This window comes from Pedobacter sp. AK013, from assembly GCF_014205835.1.
In the GTDB taxonomy this organism is placed as follows: Bacteria; Bacteroidota; Bacteroidia; order Sphingobacteriales; family Sphingobacteriaceae; genus Pedobacter.
The window spans coordinates 1-15152 of sequence record NZ_JACHCQ010000011.1; the positions used below are offsets into that span (position 1 = coordinate 1).

15 protein-coding genes are annotated in these 15152 nt (G+C 38.2%); 4 read left to right on the forward strand and 11 right to left on the reverse strand.

What is annotated here, in order from left to right:
• Positions 1 to 318: 318 nt before the first annotated feature.
• The 8 genes from efp (HDC90_RS09300) to HDC90_RS09335 all read right to left on the reverse strand — a co-directional run bounded on the left by efp (HDC90_RS09300) (position 319) and on the right by HDC90_RS09335 (position 7761).
• Positions 319 to 879 (reverse strand): elongation factor P, encoded by a 561-nt coding sequence (efp, locus tag HDC90_RS09300; RefSeq protein ID WP_124558901.1) that lies wholly within the window; start codon positions 877 to 879, stop codon positions 319 to 321.
• 131 nt (positions 880 to 1010) lie between these two features.
• Positions 1011 to 1571 carry an elongation factor P gene (gene efp, locus HDC90_RS09305; RefSeq protein WP_184465684.1) on the reverse strand — a complete coding sequence of 187 codons (561 nt, stop codon included), beginning with the start codon at positions 1569 to 1571 and terminating at the stop codon, positions 1011 to 1013.
• Positions 1572 to 1999: 428 nt separating this feature from the next.
• The gene (locus tag HDC90_RS09310) at positions 2000 to 2614 is read right to left on the reverse strand and encodes an ABC transporter ATP-binding protein (RefSeq protein ID WP_184465685.1); all 615 of its coding nucleotides are present in this window, start codon (positions 2612 to 2614) and stop codon (positions 2000 to 2002) included.
• Between the two features lies 1 nt (position 2615).
• Entirely contained in the window at positions 2616 to 3080 is a 465-nt protein-coding gene (locus tag HDC90_RS09315; protein WP_184465686.1) for a GNAT family N-acetyltransferase, read from the reverse strand.
• Positions 3081 to 3152: 72 nt separating this feature from the next.
• Entirely contained in the window at positions 3153 to 3938 is a 786-nt protein-coding gene (gene lpxA / locus HDC90_RS09320) for an acyl-ACP--UDP-N-acetylglucosamine O-acyltransferase (protein WP_010599175.1), read from the reverse strand.
• Complete coding sequence (locus HDC90_RS09325) at positions 3938 to 5350, reverse strand: bifunctional UDP-3-O-[3-hydroxymyristoyl] N-acetylglucosamine deacetylase/3-hydroxyacyl-ACP dehydratase (protein ID WP_184465687.1); 1413 nt, start codon at positions 5348 to 5350, stop codon at positions 3938 to 3940. The genes lpxA and HDC90_RS09325 overlap by 1 nt, the downstream gene beginning before the upstream one ends.
• A complete protein-coding gene (lpxD, locus tag HDC90_RS09330) occupies positions 5340 to 6416 on the reverse strand; it encodes a UDP-3-O-(3-hydroxymyristoyl)glucosamine N-acyltransferase (RefSeq protein WP_184465688.1) in 1077 nt (358 codons plus the stop codon). Before lpxD ends, HDC90_RS09325 begins: the two co-directional genes overlap by 11 nt.
• A gap of 121 nt (positions 6417 to 6537) precedes the next feature.
• Positions 6538 to 7761 (reverse strand): HD domain-containing protein, encoded by a 1224-nt coding sequence (locus HDC90_RS09335; protein ID WP_184465689.1) that lies wholly within the window; start codon positions 7759 to 7761, stop codon positions 6538 to 6540.
• A 111-nt stretch (positions 7762 to 7872) separates the two neighbouring features.
• On the opposite strand from HDC90_RS09335, the gene HDC90_RS09340 reads away from it, so the two are divergent.
• The 4 genes from HDC90_RS09340 (at position 7873) to HDC90_RS09355 (ending at position 12101) form a co-directional block, all read left to right on the forward strand.
• Positions 7873 to 9426: a PglZ domain-containing protein gene (locus HDC90_RS09340; RefSeq protein WP_184465690.1), complete on the forward strand. Its 1554-nt coding sequence runs from the start codon at positions 7873 to 7875 to the stop codon at positions 9424 to 9426.
• 155 nt (positions 9427 to 9581) lie between these two features.
• Entirely contained in the window at positions 9582 to 9998 is a 417-nt protein-coding gene (gene tsaE, locus HDC90_RS09345) for a tRNA (adenosine(37)-N6)-threonylcarbamoyltransferase complex ATPase subunit type 1 TsaE (RefSeq protein WP_184465691.1), read from the forward strand.
• A gap of 74 nt (positions 9999 to 10072) precedes the next feature.
• On the forward strand, positions 10073 to 11299 hold the full coding sequence (locus HDC90_RS09350) for an alanine dehydrogenase (protein WP_184465692.1): 1227 nt from the start codon (positions 10073 to 10075) through the stop codon (positions 11297 to 11299).
• A 118-nt stretch (positions 11300 to 11417) separates the two neighbouring features.
• Positions 11418 to 12101, forward strand: a complete 684-nt coding sequence (locus HDC90_RS09355) for a M15 family metallopeptidase (protein WP_184465693.1) — start codon at positions 11418 to 11420, stop codon at positions 12099 to 12101.
• A 442-nt stretch (positions 12102 to 12543) separates the two neighbouring features.
• Here HDC90_RS09355 and HDC90_RS09360 read toward each other — a convergent pair whose 3' ends face one another.
• The 3 genes from HDC90_RS09360 to HDC90_RS09370 are packed head-to-tail and all read right to left on the reverse strand — an operon-like array spanning position 12544 to position 15152.
• Entirely contained in the window at positions 12544 to 13044 is a 501-nt protein-coding gene (locus HDC90_RS09360; protein ID WP_184465694.1) for a phosphoglycerate mutase family protein, read from the reverse strand.
• Positions 13045 to 13078: 34 nt separating this feature from the next.
• The gene (locus HDC90_RS09365; protein ID WP_255497571.1) at positions 13079 to 14185 is read right to left on the reverse strand and encodes an aminotransferase class I/II-fold pyridoxal phosphate-dependent enzyme; all 1107 of its coding nucleotides are present in this window, start codon (positions 14183 to 14185) and stop codon (positions 13079 to 13081) included.
• Positions 14127 to 15152: a glycosyl hydrolase family 18 protein gene (locus HDC90_RS09370; protein ID WP_184465695.1), complete on the reverse strand. Its 1026-nt coding sequence runs from the start codon at positions 15150 to 15152 to the stop codon at positions 14127 to 14129. Before HDC90_RS09370 ends, HDC90_RS09365 begins: the two co-directional genes overlap by 59 nt.

The following is a 15152-nucleotide window of genomic DNA, read 5'->3' on the forward strand; positions in this document are numbered from 1 at the left end:
TGCGCTTTAAGGTAAGGTCATTAGTGTTTATTCGCATAAATCATAATTAGCTATTTACAAAGCTAATTCTGTTACCGAATTACTAAACCTTTACAATTGCGAGGAACGAAGCAATCTTAAAGCACACGCTAGTAGCGCTCGTTGTAAGATTGCTTCGTCGGCTGAAAAGCCTTCTCGCAATGATGATTCCTCGCAGCCTATCATTGCAAAAAAACCTCTTTCACTGATATTGTGCATAAATTATCCCTCGAAATGACGTAAAATCTAAATAAAAAAGCCCTTGAAAGCTAATTCAAGGGCTCAGTTAAATCTTACTAACTATTTTACACGCTCAACGTAGTCGCCTGTACGGGTGTCAATTTTAATTTTATCTCCCTGGTTAACAAACATTGGTACTTTAACTTCAACGCCATTTTCTAATGTTGCTGCTTTTAAAGCGTTTGTAGAAGTATCGCCTTTAACAGCTGGTTCAGAGTAGGTGATTTCAAATTCGGCGAAGTTCGGTAATTGTGCCATAATAGCCTCATCGCTTTCCATAGAAACAATAATGTTCATACCTTCTTTTAAGAATTTAATTGCAGAACCGAATAAGGTTTTTTCAACATTAAATTGCTCGTAAGAGTTATTGTCCATTACTACCAGGTAGTTGCCATCTTCGTAAAGGTATTGGTAATCGTTGGTTTCTACACGGCAAATTTCAACAGCCTCGTCTGTATTCATACGGGCTTCTACAATTCTACCTGTTTTAATGTTACGGAATTTACCGGTGTAAAATGCACCACCTTTACCAGGTGTACGATGATTCCATTCGTCAACAGTAACCAGCTCGTTATTTACACGAAGAATGTTACCTGTTTTGATTTCTGATGCTTTTGCCATATTGTGTTATCCTAAATTGGATTTATATTTCAGTTTTTCGTGACGGCAAAGGTAAAATTATTTTGATAAAAACCTATAAAGGTTTAAGGTATAAGGCTTAGGGTTTAAGCAAATTTATAACCCGATTCATATTATTTTACCCGTTCCATATATTCGCCGGTTTTGGTGTCAACCTTAACCTTATCTCCTTGATTAATAAACAAAGGAACCCTAATTTCGGCGCCGGTTTCTACAGTGGCATATTTTTGTGCACTGGTAGAGGTGTCGCCTTTAACAGCTGGTTCAGAGTAGGTAATTTCCAGCTCTACACTATTAGGAAGCTGGGCAACAATCGGTTCATCACTTTCAAAAGCGACAGTTACATTCATGCCCTCTTTTAAAAACTTAATGGAGTTTCCGAAAAGCAACTTGGGGATATTGTACTGCTCAAAAGTATTGTTGTCCATGACCACTAAATAATCGCCATCTTCATAAAGATACTGGTAGTCGTTGGTTTCTACACGGCATATGGTCACCTCCTCATCGGTCCGGAAGCGGTATTCTACAATTTTTCCGGTTTTTACATTGCGCATACGGGCCTGATAAAAAGCCCTTAAATTTCCTGGGGTACGGTGGATGTACTCTTCAACACTTACCAACTCTCCGTTAAAACGAAGCACGTTTCCGTTTTTTACTTCTGATGCCTTTGCCATTTGATAATGAAATATTGTTTTGTCAATTTTTGAATGCCAAAGTTAAAAAAAGGAATGTAATCCTTAAAACCGATCTATCAAAACCTCACGGGTTTCATAGGATGTGCAAAAAATATAATCTGTGAGGTTTATGAAGAAAAATACCCGTATAAAAGAAATGCCTTTGGGAACCACTCCAAAGGCATAATCAACCTAAACCTCAAACTAAACTATGAAAAACTCTTTGCCTTTGCAGGCTATATTTTGATTCCGAAATACGGAAAATTTGATCTTTTACTTAGAGAGATAAATTAAATAATTGTTTCTCTTTTTGGTGGTGCAAAGGTAGATATAATTTGTGAATTACAAAATATTTTTTTAAAAATTTATTTTTAATACAAATGTATGACAAAGCAGACGTTTCGTAAGGGGTGATGTTTTTGGTTAACTTACTTGTAATCTGATATTTGTATTTGATTTGTGCAGAAATCATATTCCTGAATCTGATTAGAGCCAATTATTGTTAAGCGCGCTTTTCCGAAATTTTCGATTAGTTCACGGTACCAACTTATTCCCTGAACGTCTAAATTACTGGTTGGCTCATCTAAAAATAAAATTGGCGTATCTGTGCAGCAAGCCAAAGCCAGTTTTGTTCTTTGTTTCATTCCCGATGAAAAGTATTTAATTTCTTTGTTTGTTGCTTTTTCCAGTCCTAAAATCCCGATCAGCTTTTTGGCATCAAGGCCCGGGGCAAAATTTTTGAACTTAAAGTGGAAGTCAATAATCTCTCTTAGGGTGAAAGTCTCAACCAATTCAAGGTATGGTGCAGCCAAACTGATATATTTATAGACGTTTTCTACCGGGATGTCTTTTGTATCGGAGAATGAGATTACTCCCTCAGAAGGAGATAAACTGCCTGTTAGCACACTTAATAATGTTGATTTACCAGAGCCATTAGGGCCTAGTATTGCATAACTGTTTCCAGAAGAAAATTCAGCACTTAAATTTCTGAAGATCCACTCCTTATTAAACCTTCTTCCAACGTTATTTAAAGAGATATTCATTTTACCAGGCGTTTAGGAGTTTAGACATACAAACGCTGTTATCAACGCCAATATATTGCCCGTAGTTGGGTATAATGTTGTAGCCTACTTTTTTGTAAAGCGCAAAGGCCTCTGGCTGTTTTTTGCCCGTTTCTAATACACATGCAGTAAAACCAAGTTCAGCGGCCCAGCTTTCCAGGGCATTTAAAACTTTAGCGGCAATACCTTGTTTTCTATTATCCGGATGAACAAACATCCTTTTAACCTCAGCCTCAGTTGCTGAGAAAGGTTTAATAGCGCCACAGCCAACAGGATTTCCATTGTGATAAGCAACAATCGCTTGCCTAATGTTATCAATCTTATTAAACTGAGCATAGAAAGAGTGGTCGTCACCATCTCTAATCGCTAAATCCTGATCGAGCAAGGCAACCAATGTTCTAAAATCGGTATGTTCTGAATCGGTTCTGATCAGCGTTAAATCACTCATGAATATTTGTTTGAATTTGGTTAAGGCAATGGATTTTACCCTCTACCTCAAAACCTTCGGCCTTCTACCTTATTAGCTTCCCATGCCAAAACCCTTCATTACCCCCCGGTTAGAATTGCGGATAAAATCTACAATTTCATCACGTATTTCAGTAGGTTTAAATTCGGCTTCGATCATGTCTAAAGCTTTCGTTACGTTATTGTGCTTTACAAAAAGCACGCGGTAAATTTCTTGAATCTCATCAATCTGCTCATTGGTAAAACCTCTTCTACGCAAACCCACAGAGTTAATGCCCGCATAAGAAAGTGGTTCCCGAGCTGCTTTAACATAAGGTGGAACATCTTTACGTACCAATGAACCACCAGTTACAAAGGCGTAAGAACCTACTTTAACAAACTGATGTATGGCAACCAAACCAGCCAGAACAACATTGTTACCAATGGTAATGTGGCCAGCTAAAGTGGTGCTGTTAGAAAAAATACAGTTGTTTCCAACCTCGCAATCGTGTGCAATGTGCGAATAGGCCTGGATAAGACAATTACTACCGATAACCGTTTTCCATTTATCTTTAGTACCCCGGTTAATGGTTACACATTCGCGGATGGTGGTATTGTCGCCAATTTCTGCAGTGGTTACCTCACCGGCAAATTTTAGATCCTGAGGCTCGCCAGAAATCACCGCACCAGGAAAGATGCGGCAGTTTTTACCGATACGTGCACCATCCATAATGGTAACGTTCGATCCGATCCACGTTCCCTCTCCAATCACAACATCTTTATGTATCACGACAAAAGGTTCAATTACCACGTTTTCGGCAATTTTTGCCTGAGGATGTATATATGCTAAGGGTTGTATCATTATTGAGCGGGTTCTGCTTGTTTAACTTTTGAAATTTGAGCCATCATTTCGGCTTCGACAACGATTTTTTCGCCAACCATACCCACACCTTTCATCTGGGCAATGCCCCTTCTGATGGGTTCAAGTAAATCGCAACGGAAAACAATAGTATCGCCAGGAAGAACCTGAGCTCTAAAGCGTACGTTATCTATTTTTAGGAAATAAGTAAGGTAATTTTCAGGATCGGGAACCGTACAGAGGACAAGGATTCCGCCAACCTGTGCCATAGACTCAATCTGCAATACACCCGGAAATACCGGGGCACCAGGAAAGTGGCCTTTAAAGAACTCTTCGTTCATGGTTACGTTTTTAACGCCTACCACATGGTTTTTAGAGAGTTCCAATATCTTATCAACAAATAAAAATGGCTGACGGTGTGGCAAAATCTCCATTATTTTAACTACATCAAATAATGGTTTTGCATTTGGATCGTATACCTTTTGTATTTTTTTGTTTTTCTCTTTTTTAATGGCTGCTTTAATCTTTTTTGCAAAGGCAACGTTTGCAGCGTGGCCAGGGCGGGCAGCCATAATATGGCCTTTTAAATGCATCCCAACTAAAGCCAAATCGCCAATCATATCTAATAATTTATGACGGGCAGGCTCGTTTTGATAACGCAGTTCCATGTTGTTCAAAATCCCTTGCGGGGCAACATCGATATCTTTACGGTTAAATAATTTAGCCAGGTGGCTTAATTCATCTTTCGTAACTTCTTTGTCTACAATTACAATGGCGTTATTTAAATCGCCGCCTTTAATTAAATTGTGCGATAACTGGTATTCCAATTCGTGAAGGAAACAGAAAGTACGACAAGAGGCAATTTCTTTCTTAAACTCTGCAATGGTATTAATGCCTGCGTGTTGGCTACCCAGAACAGGAGAGTTATAATCGATCATACACGTAAAACGATAGTCGTCTAACGGCATGGCCACAATTTCCACTTTCCTATCTTCTTCGGTATAGGTAATGTTATGCGGAATGGTGAAATACTCGCGGTCCGCATTTTGCTCAACTGTACCTACTTCTTCCAGTAAATCAACAAACTGGATAGAGCTTCCGTCCATAATTGGTGTTTCTGGACCATCTAATTTAATGAGTACGTTATCGAGGTCCATACCAACCAGCGACGCCATTACGTGCTCTACAGTACTTACGCTAGCGCCATTTTGGGTAAGTGTGGTGCCTCGTGAGGTATCGGTAACGTTATCTGCATCGGCTTCAATAATGGGGTGGCCATCTAAATCAATACGCTGAAATTTAAAGCCATGATTTTCGGGGGCCGGGCAAAATGTTAAAGTAACATTAGCGCCTGTGTGTAAACCAACACCAGATGCTGATATTTCTTGTTTAATCGTTTTTTGTCTAACGTTCATTGTGTATTGTATTCTTTTCCAGTTCAGCTGTAAGCTTTTTCAATTCCTCTTCGAGCGCATTTATTCTTTTTTCTACATCTGGAAGATGTTTGAAAATTACTGAGGCACGCATCCAGTTGCGCAGTGGCTGCGCCGGACTACCATGCCATTGTTTATTTTCTTCTGTAATATTAAAATTAATGCCAGCCTGTGCACCAATCTGTGTGCCTTTTGCCAATGTTAAGTGCCCGGCTATACCAACCTGACCGCCAACAACACTGTTAGGGCCAATTTTTGTACTTCCTGATATACCTGATTGAGCGGCTAGCACAGTGTTTTCGCCAATCTCTACATTGTGCGCAATTTGGATCAGATTATCGATTTTTGCACCTTTTTTTACAATTGTTGATCCCATTGTTGCACGATCTACGGTTGTATTTGCGCCAATTTCTACATCGTCTTCGATGATAACGTTTCCAATCTGTGGGATTTTATTGTAAGTGCCGTCTTTTTGTGGGGCAAAACCAAAGCCATCGCTTCCGATAACGGTATTGGAATGAATAACAACTCTGCTACCGATTATAGAATTGTGATAAATTTTTACACCAGGGAAAAAAGTGCTGTTATTACCGACCTTAGAATTCGCACCGATAAAGGTTTGCGAATTTATTTTACAGCCATCGGCAATTTCTACATTCTCAGCAACATATGCAAAAGCATCTATAAAGACATTCTTGCCAATTTTTGCCGTTGGATGAACGAATGCCAGTTTATCAATTCCGGATTGTGTGGTTTGGGCATTAACGGCTTCGTTGTATTTATCTAATAAGATTGTAAAAGCGCTGTATGGATTTTCTACACGTATTAATGTACTGGTATATGGTTGTGTAGGAGCGAAATCCTTTGATACGATAACAACTGACGCCTGAGTAGAATACAAAAAGTTTTCGTACTTAGGGTTCGAAAGAAAAGACAAAGAGCCTTCCTTCCCGTCTTCTATTTTAGAAAGTTCGGTAACGGCTACATCAGGGTTACCATCAATGGAACCGTTTAGAAACTGACTTATCTGCGTGGCAGTAAATTGCATCGTACAAAGGTATATGTTAAATTGATATGAACAAAAAAACCTGCTCGGGTTAAAGGTGTATATTTTACACAATAATAAGACTTAAAACGGCACTAAAAGTTAAATATTTTGTTAAATAACTTTAAATCCCTCTGGGGTAACAGAGGATATATTTTTCTACCGTTTTTTGCAGCGACTCCAGGTTAGATAAATCAGATGCCTTTGCAATATCAACAATATCGTTATTTTTCATCAAAATCTTAATATTTCCAACACCGGCATTATAAGCGCGGTTTTGAATAGAATCGGTAAAAACGAAATATCGGACCTCTTCCGGTTTGATTTCTAATAAATTAATAGCGGCATCCTGCAAAAAGTTTACACGGTCGCGATTAGCCATTTCGTTACCCATTTCTACCTTATAGAGATTTCTGGAAGTAAGCATTTTACATAAAGTAGACAAAATTTTATCGTCATGTTTGGCCCAAACTTTAACGGCTGCATAAATATCCTGGTCGTCGAGGTTGGTAAAATGCTCGAGATTTTCGTGCTGAGAGAAGAAATTAGCCTCGTTAATATCGTTTTTCAAAAAATAATTTAATGATGGTGAAGCAAATAAATCGGCTCCAGCGGCTGATAGTTCTTTTGCACGCTCTAATAATTTTACCAAAATCATCTCGCCAGAAATAACGGTTTTGTGCAGATAAACCTGCCAGTACATCAATCTCCGGGCGATTAAAAATTTCTCGATGGAATAAATGCCTTTCTCCTCAATTACCAAATCATCATCGTAAACGTTAAACATCTTAATAATCCGATCGAAACTGATTACACCTTCGCTAACACCCGTAAAAAAGCTGTCGCGGTTTAAATAATCCATTCTATCTAGATCTAACTGACCAGAAATTAATTGATGTAGAAATTTTTTAGGGTAGGTACCGTTAAAAATCTCAATGGCATGGGTTAAACGTCCATCAAAATGTGCATTCAGATCATGCATCAGTTTTGTCGAAATATCTTCGTGCCTAATTCCACTTACCAAAGAATGTTCTAATGCATGCGAAAAAGGACCATGGCCGATATCGTGCAATAAAATGGCCAAAATGGCGGATTCTTCTTCACCATCGGTTATGGTATGGCCTTTACTCCTTAAAAGATTTATGGCTAAATTCATTAAATGCATGGCACCTAATGCATGGTGGAAACGTGTATGTAGAGCACCTGGATAAACCAAATGAGTCATTCCGAGCTGTTTGATGTAGCGCAAACGCTGGAAATAAGGATGTGAGATCACATCGTAAACTAATTCGGACGGAATGCTGATAAAACCGTATACCGGGTCATTTATTATTTTCTTCTTGTTCAATCGTTAAAAATAGTTAAATAGATAGATACGGTACAAAAATTGCTATTTTTATTTACAGTTTGATTTACCTGCCAAAATTAAAAAGCAATACTTACCTATTTTTACAATAACATGCAAGAAACTAAAATATTATGGGCCGATGATGAAATCGACTTATTAAAACCTCATATATTATTACTAAATGATAAAGGTTATAATGTAACCACATTTACCAATGGAAACGATGCGCTGGAAGCATTTGGGAAAGCTCATTTTGATCTGGTTTTTTTGGACGAAAATATGCCCGGTATGAGTGGGATCGAAACCCTATCGGCCATTAAAAATCTTAATCCAGATGTTCCCGTTGTGCTGATTACGAAAAGTGAAGAAGAAAATTTGATGGAGGATGCGATTGGCAGCAAGATTGACGATTACCTGATTAAACCGGTAAACCCGAAACAGGTTTTGTTAACTATTAAAAAACTGATTGATAACAAACGCCTGGTAAGCGAGAAAACTTCTATGGCTTATCAACAGGATTTCCGCCGTTTAGGAATGACCTTAGGAGATAGGCTGAATTATGAAGAGTGGGTTGAGGTTTATAAGAAGATTGTTTTTTGGGAGCTTGAGCTAGAAAAATTAGATGATCCGCAGATGCATGAAATTTTAACCATGCAAAAACAAGAAGCCAATGCGCAGTTTTCTAAATTTGTTGAAGAACATTATTTAGGGTGGATTAAAGAAAAAGATAAAGCCCCGTTGCTTTCTAACGAACTGTTAAAGAAAAAGGCTTTCCCACATATTAACGAGACAACACCTGTCTTTTTTATCCTCATTGATAATTTAAGGTACGATCAGTGGAAAATCATCAATCCTTTAATTTCTGAATATTTCAGGATTGACGAGGAGGATATGTACACCAGTATTTTACCCACGGCCACACAATATGCCCGTAACGCCATTTTTTCAGGAATGATGCCTTTGGATATGGAGAAACGTTTCCCTCAGCTTTGGCAGAACGATGATGACGAAGGTGGGAAAAATATGCACGAAGAGGCTTTTTTAGCCGATAATATTAAACGCAACATCAGGAAAGATTGTAAGTTTAGTTATAACAAAATCTTAACTTTCGAACAGGGAAAGGATTTGGTAGACCAGACGAATAATTTGTTACAAAACGATTTCAATGCGATTGTATTCAATTTTGTTGATATGTTAAGTCATGCCCGAACGGATATGCAGATGATCCGCGAGCTGGCTAATGATGACGCTGCTTACCGCTCCCTAACTTTATCTTGGTTTGAGCATTCACCACTTTGGGACTTACTGAAAAAAATCTCTCAGAAAAAGGTAAAAGTAATCATTACCACCGATCACGGAACCATCCGTGTTAAAAAACCGGTTAAGGTAATCGGCGATAGAAGTACAAATACCAATTTAAGATACAAACAAGGTAGAAACCTCAATTTTAACGTAAAGGATGTGTTTTTGATTAAAAACCCTCACGATGCTTTGTTGCCTAAAATCAACATCAGTAGCAGTTATATCTTTGCAAGAGAGGATAGCTATTTCGTTTATCCGAATAATTACAATCAGTTTGTGAACTATTACAACGAAACCTTCCAGCATGGAGGTATTTCACTCGAGGAAATGATTATTCCGGTGGTGACGTATTCGCCAAGATAGAATATAAATAAATTCGTCATTTCAACTGGAGCACAGCGGAATGGAGAAATCTTTGGCAAGGTCATTTCGGGAAAGATTTCTCCAATGCGGTCGAAACGATGTATAAAAGGCAAAAGCAATGCAATTATGTATTACTTTTGCTTTTATTTTATTAAATGGATATCGAAGTTAATAGTTTAGCAGATTTACCTGCTGTTGCACAGCAGCTTTCAGATTTTGCCGGTGACCAAAAGGTCTTCATTTTTGAAGGCGATATGGGAGCTGGAAAAACAACCTTCATTAAAAATTTCTGTAAACACTTGGGTGTTGATGATGTAGTTTCGAGCCCGACCTATTCTATCGTTAATGAATACGAAAGCCCTAAAGGTCCGGTGTTCCATTTCGATTTTTATAGAATAAAAGATATTCATGAAGCTTATGACTTGGGTTATGAAGAGTATTTTTATGGTGGTGGTGTTTGTTTAATAGAATGGCCGGAGCGGGTGGAAGAATTGTTACCCGAAAAACTTATTAAAATTGAGATTAATGTGTTGGATGAAAACCGCAGATTATTCAGGCTTTCGAAGGTATAACATTTAGTTATCAATAAATTAACAGATTTTCCGTACCTTGAACAACCTAAAACTATCAAAATTTTAAATTTAACATGGCTACAGGATTACGCGAAGGAATGGCCGATATAGCTCGTCAGGGTTTACTACAAACGCAAGAGGCAAAGCTGGAAACCAGAAATAAAAAAAACAGTCTATATATAGGAATACCCAAGGAAATTTCTTTTCAGGAAAATAGAATTGCATTAACCCCTTTATCTGTAGCGTTGTTGATAAACAACGGGCACCGTGTTGTTTTAGAAAGTGGGGCCGGCACTGGAGCTAATTTTTCTGATACGGAGTATGCCGAGCAGGGCGCTAAAATTGCCTATAACAAAAAAGAAGTTTTTGATGCAGATATCCTGGTGAAAATTGCGCCGCCCACGCTGGAAGAGATTGAGATGATGCATAAGGGGCAAACACTTATTTCTTCGCTACAAACGGGAACTTTAAAGCAAGATTACCTGAAGGCATTAATGCACAAAAAGATTAATGCATTATGTTTTGAGAATCTTCGCGATGAGGGTAATGTGTTGAGCGTGGTACGTGCTATGAGCGAGATAGTAGGGTCGACCTCCATTTTAATTGCTGCAGAATATTTGAGCAATGTAACAGGAGGTAAGGGATTAATGCTAGGAGGCTTTACTGGTGTTCCCCCAACAGAAATCGTTATTTTGGGCGCTGGAACGGTGGGCGAATATGCCGCCAGAACGGCCTTGGCATTAGGTGCCGAAGTAAAAGTTTTCGATAGTTCCATTTACCGCTTACGCCGCTTGCAGAATAATTTGGGTAGCAGGGTATTTACTTCGGTAATGCAACCTATTGTTTTGAACAAAGCTATTGTAACCTGCGACGTGGTAATAGGTGCCATAAGAGCTTCGCACGGCCGTAGCCCGTGTGTAGTAATGGAAGAAACCGTTGCCCGAATGAAACCACACTCGGTGGTAATCGATGTGAGTATTGATCAGGGAGGTTGTTTTGAAACTTCAGAAGTGACCAACCATACCAATCCCGTATTCAGAAAATACGATGTAATCCACTATTGTGTGCCTAATATTGCCTCGCGTGTGCCAAGAACGGCATCATACGCATTGACGAACATTTTTGCACCTATTTTGTTAGATATTGGTGAATTTGGTGGCCTAATGAATATGGTTTGGAATAATCCAGGTATACGCGAAGCGCTATATATTTATCAAGGTAATTGTACCAATAAAGATTTGGCCGATATGTTTAATCTACCATTTAAAGATCTTGAGTTATTAGTGGTTTCGAATCAATAATTACATTTTCGTCATTGAGAGGCACGAAGCAATTCTAAAGCTTTGGTCTGTAGCGATCGTTTTAAGATTGCCTCGTTATTCCTCCTCACAATGACGGCCAACTTAAGCCAATTCTGTTATGAAAGTAAGTTGCCTTATATTTTTTGTATTATTTTCTTTATTTGCTATTGCCCAAAGCACACCAATACCTAAAAAGAAGCTGGTAGTGGTGAGTTCTTATAATCAATATCTGACATCTATAAAAACGAATTCGGATAATGAATTGATTGAAATTAAAAAAGCCATTCCCAATATCAAATTAGATATCCGCTACGCTACCAATAATAATTTTATGCAACAGGTGATGTATAAACAGGCAAGAGCTTTTGCCAGAAAGCCAGTAGTAGAATCGTTAAAAAAAATCCAAAAGGAATTAAATAAAAAAGGCTATGGTTTAAAAATATTCGATGGTTATCGGCCTTATGCTGTTACTGTTGAGTTTTATAAAAAGGCCAGTGATAAAAATTTTGTAGCTAACCCATCGAAAGGATCTAAGCATAATAGGGGCTGTGCGGTAGATTTAACCCTGATTGATCTGAAAACGGGCAAAGAAATAACAATGCCAACTCCTTACGATAGTTTTTTGGCTGCTGCCGCGGCGAAATACAAAAATGTATCGCCAGAGGCAAAAAAAAACCGCGATTTTCTGATTGCTATAATGGGCAAGTATCAGATGAATGTGCTAGAAAATGAATGGTGGCACTACGATTTCTCTGGTTGGAAAAAGTTCGACTTAATGGATATTCCCTTCGAGAAGCTTTAGTGGTTAATTGGTTCATTAGCCAGTAGTTCATTAGTTTGGATACCAAGTTATAATCTTTAGGATGAGCGTCATCCTGAACTTTTTCAGGACCTGATTCTACATTCTTAAAACCTTAATTTTCTTAACTTCTCAATGGTAAATTTATTCAATAGTCATAGTTCAATAGGCGAGAGTATACCAAATTAGTTTAGTCGTTTCGAATGGAACGCAATGGAATGGAGAAATCTAACCTTTTCCGTGGTGTAAGATGTTGCCATCTTACACTAATTATTGGTATTTAGTTAACGAGTGTCAGGTGGTAACACCGGACACCACTAGAATTAACCTAACGTCGACTATTTTTATTATACTATCTATCCGTGGTATAAGATGCTGTCATCTTACACTAATTATTGGTATTTAGTGTAACAAGTGTCAGGTGGTAACACCAGACACCACTAAACTACAAATGATGCGGCCTCCCGTATTGTTCCATTTTTACCCTGGCCTTATCTGCCTTTACTGATAGCTCAAAAATATAATCGTAATCATCATCAGTTAATTCATCTTTAGGCTTTTTGCCTCCAAGGGCTTCAATAATCTGCAACACGGTATTAGAATGGCCCGCTACAATAACGGTTTTGCCAACATAATTGGTTTTAATACTATCTACAAGTGATTTGATGTCTTTATAATCAATCACCTTCGGAATCACCAATGAATCTAATGTTTGATGCGTTCTTTTTGTTGGTGTGGCAAAAGCAACATCAAATTTTATCTTTTTTAGGTAGGTTGCTAAATCTCCTGCACGGATTCTTCCTTCATCAGAGAGGTTGGGGTTGGTATCCTGTGGGTTCGATTTATCTTTCTCTGCATGTCTAACAATCCAAACATTAGTGGTTTGTGCAGAAACCATATTGGCAAAGAGCAGCGTTAACAAAAGTAATACGAACAGTTTTTTCATGTTATAAATATTCGAAAATTAATTGGATAAAAGGTTAAAAATTTATAGCAGCGATTAGCTTTTCAATATCATCTTTTTCATGCCAGGCAGAAAGCACTATACGGTTTAAGGTTTCGCCGGTAGGATCTGGATAAGGGAAAGACGAAATCAGGATCTGCTTTTGTAAAAGATGCTGTGAGAAATTTACATCACCCAGCAGATAAACAGGAAAATCCCATTCATGTTTCCAGGTAAGATCTAATGCTGTTTCAAACAGCAGCATGTTGTTTTTAAGTTTGTTTAAAGCCTTTCGATATATTTCTTCGGCATGGATAAATGCATAGAGCGCGGCTGGACTAGATGGAGAGGCACCAATAAAAGTGTTTGTACTCTTAAGTTTATCCGTTATTTTATTGGAGGCCAAAACAATACCTGCATCTACACCCAAAGCTTTCGCCATAGAGGCAACAACTACATTTTCGATGTTCTCTTGTTTGGGGAGATTTACAATGGCCCCTATACCATTGTTGTTTACACCTATTCCATGAGAATCGTCAACAATCAGAATTATATTTTTATCCCTGCTGATTTTTTTTACAAAATCGAAATTATAAATTTCGGGTATAAGATTGTTCATAGAATTGCTAATCAAAACCCAGGTCTTTTCATCAGATCTGTTTATCCTTTCAATCGTTTCCAGTTCCCATGCTTTAAACGATATGAAGTTTCTGGTTTGATTTTCTGCTAACCACAAGGATGGGTGTGCTGCGGGGGCATAAATTACCTGTCCTAGTTTCGACAAAGCATTAACAGTAAGCTGCGCAGCTAAATAACCACTTGAAGTAATTAGGGCCGCTTCTGCTCCATACCGAGCCGCAGCTACTTTTTCGGCATCGTCGTAAATACCTAATTGAATATTATTGGTGCGACTTGTTCCGTTGTTTAAACCGAATTTTTTAATCCCTTCAATATATAAATCAATAAAATCCTGGTTTTGAGGAATGCCCAAATAAGCTGTTCCGCCAAAATATAAATAGGTACTTCCCCCAATATTTATTTTGTTAGAAAAGGGTTGACCAATCGATTTAAAGTTAAGCTTCATATTAATTATAGTTTCTGCCAAGCTCATCATTTGCAGCACGGATAATAGATTTATCGCCATTGTCATCATGGTAAAATTCCCAGAACATGATTCCATTTGCAATATCTTTAGCGAGTTTAGCTTTTTTCCTGGTGGTTATCGTTCCATTAAAGTAAAATTGAACACCATCAATTAATGCATTATCTAAACTTATATCTGCGCCCGCGGCTACAAAATCGCGATAAGCTTTCGCCGAATTACTGGCATTTTTACCATAAGCCGGGATACCTAAAACGGCTTTTTCCTTTGGCATACCGCGCGTGCTTAGCCAGTAATTTAAACTGGCAACGGCCATATTGTACGATGCATGTTGAAAAGGCTCATTTTTATCCCAACCAATGCCATCATAAACCATAATATTAAAGAAATCTACGGCAGGGAAAACTTCCAATTTTAATCCATCACGAATACTGCCCGCATATACACCCGGGGTTATAGCTGCGCTTAAAAATTTATGGTTTTTGTGCAGCGAATCTGAAAGTTCTTTCATTAAAAGGACGTAATTGTCTGCCGATCCATCGCTGGTACTTGGATACTCCCAGTCCATATCTACGCCGTCAAGATTATTTGTTTTAACAAAAGCGAGTACGTTTTTTACAAACAGGTTTCTGGCTGTTGCTGATGCTGCCATGGTTACAAAAATACTTTTCGTGCCAGATATCGAAATACCTGTTTTTACGCCATTTGCCCTTGCTTTTTGCATTACGGTTGTAAACCGGTCAGGTTGTGCCAATGCCACTAAACTTCCATCTGTATTGGGGTTTAGAAAGGCATAAAACAGATGCGTAATCATTTTGAACTTCGAGTCTGCAACACCGGCCGGATCCCGGTAACTTGGAAAATAGCTTATAACTTTAAAACTGTTGTCGGGCACATATGGTGTATTAGGCATAGGAGGTTCAGTTGGAACTGTTATAGGATCGTTTTTCTTACAAGATGACATGATGAGCAGGGTAGAAATGCCAATCAATAGGTAGATTTTTTTCAT

What these genes read in the sequence shown, in the direction of transcription:
- efp (WP_124558901.1), bottom strand. Translation starts at nt 879, where the DNA reads ATGGCAAAAGCATCAGAAATCAAAACAGGTAACATTCTTCGTGTAAAT.
- efp (WP_184465684.1), bottom strand. Translation starts at nt 1,571, where the DNA reads ATGGCAAAGGCATCAGAAGTAAAAAACGGAAACGTGCTTCGTTTTAAC.
- HDC90_RS09310 (WP_184465685.1), bottom strand. Translation starts at nt 2,614, where the DNA reads ATGAATATCTCTTTAAATAACGTTGGAAGAAGGTTTAATAAGGAGTGG.
- HDC90_RS09315 (WP_184465686.1), bottom strand. Translation starts at nt 3,080, where the DNA reads ATGAGTGATTTAACGCTGATCAGAACCGATTCAGAACATACCGATTTT.
- lpxA (WP_010599175.1), bottom strand. Translation starts at nt 3,938, where the DNA reads ATGATACAACCCTTAGCATATATACATCCTCAGGCAAAAATTGCCGAA.
- HDC90_RS09325 (WP_184465687.1), bottom strand. Translation starts at nt 5,350, where the DNA reads ATGAACGTTAGACAAAAAACGATTAAACAAGAAATATCAGCATCTGGT.
- lpxD (WP_184465688.1), bottom strand. Translation starts at nt 6,416, where the DNA reads ATGCAATTTACTGCCACGCAGATAAGTCAGTTTCTAAACGGTTCCATT.
- HDC90_RS09340 (WP_184465690.1), top strand. Translation starts at nt 7,873, where the DNA reads ATGCAAGAAACTAAAATATTATGGGCCGATGATGAAATCGACTTATTA.
- tsaE (WP_184465691.1), top strand. Translation starts at nt 9,582, where the DNA reads ATGGATATCGAAGTTAATAGTTTAGCAGATTTACCTGCTGTTGCACAG.
- HDC90_RS09350 (WP_184465692.1), top strand. Translation starts at nt 10,073, where the DNA reads ATGGCTACAGGATTACGCGAAGGAATGGCCGATATAGCTCGTCAGGGT.
- HDC90_RS09355 (WP_184465693.1), top strand. Translation starts at nt 11,418, where the DNA reads ATGAAAGTAAGTTGCCTTATATTTTTTGTATTATTTTCTTTATTTGCT.
- HDC90_RS09360 (WP_184465694.1), bottom strand. Translation starts at nt 13,044, where the DNA reads ATGAAAAAACTGTTCGTATTACTTTTGTTAACGCTGCTCTTTGCCAAT.
- HDC90_RS09365 (WP_255497571.1), bottom strand. Translation starts at nt 14,185, where the DNA reads ATGGCGATAAATCTATTATCCGTGCTGCAAATGATGAGCTTGGCAGAA.
- HDC90_RS09370 (WP_184465695.1), bottom strand. Translation starts at nt 15,152, where the DNA reads ATGAAAAAAATCTACCTATTGATTGGCATTTCTACCCTGCTCATCATG.